Origin of the sequence: Streptomyces sp. MK37H (assembly GCF_018035285.1) — a bacterium.
Classification (GTDB): domain Bacteria; phylum Actinomycetota; class Actinomycetes; order Streptomycetales; family Streptomycetaceae; genus Streptomyces; species Streptomyces endocoffeicus.
On the sequence record NZ_JAAAYH010000712.1, the window covers coordinates 1 to 2,745 of the forward strand.

Here is a 2,745-nt window from a genome sequence, read left to right on the forward strand (position 1 = left end):
GCGGCTCCGCCGCGTGGATCGATATGCGGCTCCGCCGCGTGGTCCGCCGGACACCCCGCAGGCCCTCATCCAGCGGATCTTGGCCGGGCCCCGCCCAGCGGATCTTGGCTGGGCAGGGGCCTAGAATCCCGCTTTCCCGGGAAAGCGCCCGGACATGGCCCAGCACATCGACGACTACGCCCTCATCGGTGACCACCAGACGGCGGCACTGATCAGCCGCCATGGCTCGATCGACTGGCTGTGCCTGCCCCGCTTCGACTCCCCCGCCTGCTTCGCCGCGCTCCTCGGCGACCGCGACAACGGCCACTGGCGGCTCGCCCCCAAGGGCGCGGGCGCCTGCACCCGCCGCGGCTACCGCGACGACTCGCTCGTCCTGGAGTCGGTCTGGGAGACGGAGACGGGCACGGTCAAGGTCATCGACTTCATGCCGCAGCGCGACCGCGCCCCCGACATCGTCCGCATCGTCGAGGGCGTCTCCGGCAGCGTCGAGATGCTCGGTGTCCTGCGGCTCCGCTTCGACTACGGGCGGATCGTCCCCTGGATGCGCCGCACCGACGGCCACCGGATCGCGATCGCCGGGCCGGACTCCGTATGGCTGCGCTCGGAGCCCGAGGTCCGCACCTACGGCGAGGACTTCAGCACCCGCTCCGAGTTCACCGTCTCGGCCGGGGACCGGGTGGCCTTCGTGCTCACCTGGCACCCCTCCCACGAGCCCCGCCCCCGGCTCATCGACCCGTACCACTCCCTCCGCGCCAGCCTGGAGGACTGGCGCGGCTGGGCCGCCCGCTGCCGCTACGAGGGCCCGTACCGGGACGCCGTCATGCGCTCCCTGATCACCCTCAAGGCGCTCACCTACGCCCCGAGCGGCGGGATCGTCGCGGCCCCCACCACCTCGCTGCCCGAGCGGCTGGGCGGGGTCCGCAACTGGGACTACCGCTACTGCTGGCTGCGCGACTCCACGCTCACCCTGAACGCCCTGCTCCGCGCCGGCTACCACGAGGAGGCCGTCGCCTGGCGCGACTGGCTGCTGCGGGCGATCGCCGGCGACCCGGCCGAGCTGCAGATCATGTACGGCCTGGCGGGCGAGCGCCGGGTCCATGAGCAGGAGCTGACCTGGCTGGAGGGGTACGAGCGCTCGACCCCGGTCCGGGTCGGCAACGACGCGGTCGACCAGCGCCAGCTCGACATCTACGGCGAGGTGCTCGACACCTTCCACCTCGCCCGCGCCTCCGGGCTGCCCGCCGAACCGCACGCCTGGAAGATCCAGACCGCGCTGATGGACTTCCTGGAGTCCGCCTGGCGCGATCCTGACGAGGGGCTGTGGGAGGTCCGCGGGCCCCGCCGCCACTTCGTCCACTCCAAGGTCATGGCGTGGGTGGCCGCCGACCGCGCCGTCCGCGCGATGGAGGCCGACCCGCGGCTGGGCGGGGACGCGAAACGCTGGCGCGCGATGCGCGACGCCGTCCACCGCGAGGTCTGCGAGAAGGGCTACGACCCCGAGCGGTCCACCTTCACCCAGTCCTACGGCTCGGCCGAGCTGGACGCCGCGACCCTGCTCATCCCGCGCGTGGGCTTCCTCCCCGCCACCGACCCCCGTGTCGTCGGCACCATCGACGCGGTCCGCCGCGAACTCAGCGAGGACGGTCTGATCCGCCGCTACACCACCGACGGCGGCGTGGACGGCCTCCCCGGCTCCGAGGGCGCCTTCCTCGCCTGCTCCTTCTGGCTCGCCGACGCCCTCCAGCTGGCCGGGCGCCGCAAGGACGCCCTGGCCCTCTTCGAACGCCTCCTCGCGCTCCGCAACGACGTCGGGCTGCTCGCCGAGGAGTACGACCCGGCGACCGGCCGGCAGCTCGGCAACTTCCCGCAGGCGTTCAGCCACATCGGACTGGTGGGGACCGCCCTCACCCTCGCGGAACGGCCCAGGGCAGACTGACCCCATGGATCTTGGACTCAAAGACCGGGTGTACATCGTCACCGGGGCCACCCGCGGGCTGGGGCTCGCGGCCGCCCGTGAGCTGATCGCCGACGGTGCGAAGGCCGTCATCACCGGCCGCGACGCCGATACGGCGGCCGCCGTCGCCGCCGGCCTCGGGCCGAACGCGGTCGGGGTCGCCGCCGACAACGCCGACCCCGAGGCGGCGGCCCGCCTCATCGCCACCGCCCGGGAGCGCTTCGGCGGCTTCGACGGCGTTCTCATCAGCGTCGGCGGCCCCCCGGCCGGGCTGACGGCCGACATCACCGACGCCCAGTGGCAGGCCGCCTTCGACTCCGTCTTCCTGGGCGCCGTCCGCCTCGCCCGCGCCGCCGCGGAGCAGCTCCCCTCCGGAGGCGTGATCGGCTTCGTCCTCTCCGGCTCCGTCCACGAGCCGATCCCCGGCCTCACCGTCTCCAACGGCCTGCGCCCCGGCCTCGCCGGCTTCGCCAAGTCCCTCTCCCTCGAGGTCGGCCCCCGCGGCATCCGCGTCGTGGGCCTCCTCCCGGCCCGCATCGACACGGACCGCGTGCGCGAGCTCGATTCCCTCTCCGGCGACGCGGATGCCGCGCGGGAGCGGAACACGGCGGCGATTCCGCTGCGGCGGTACGGGACTCCCGAGGAATTCGGCAAGGCCGCGGCGTTCCTGCTCTCGCCTGCGGCGTCGTACCTGACCGGGCTGATGCTTCCGGTGGACGGCGGGGCCCTCCACAACATCTGAGGGGGCTTGGGGGTCGGTCCACGGGGCTCCGCCCAAGGCCTGGGCACGG

The 2,745-nt window shown here is 73.7% G+C and carries 2 protein-coding genes; both read left to right on the plus strand.

The window, feature by feature from the left end; all coding sequences use genetic code 11:
• The first annotated feature begins 154 nt into the window (after positions 1-154).
• Positions 155-1,936 (plus strand): glycoside hydrolase family 15 protein, encoded by a 1,782-nt coding sequence (locus GWI24_RS43090; protein WP_210951467.1) that lies wholly within the window; start codon positions 155-157, stop codon positions 1,934-1,936.
• 4 nt (positions 1,937-1,940) lie between these two features.
• A complete protein-coding gene (locus GWI24_RS43095; RefSeq protein ID WP_210951468.1) occupies positions 1,941-2,696 on the plus strand; it encodes an SDR family oxidoreductase in 756 nt (251 codons plus the stop codon).
• The last annotated feature ends 49 nt before the right edge of the window (positions 2,697-2,745 follow it).

Excerpts from the sequence above, each read along its gene's own strand:
- GWI24_RS43090 (WP_210951467.1), top strand. The coding sequence starts at position 155 with ATGGCCCAGCACATCGACGACTACGCCCTCATCGGTGACCACCAGACG.
- GWI24_RS43095 (WP_210951468.1), top strand. The coding sequence starts at position 1,941 with ATGGATCTTGGACTCAAAGACCGGGTGTACATCGTCACCGGGGCCACC.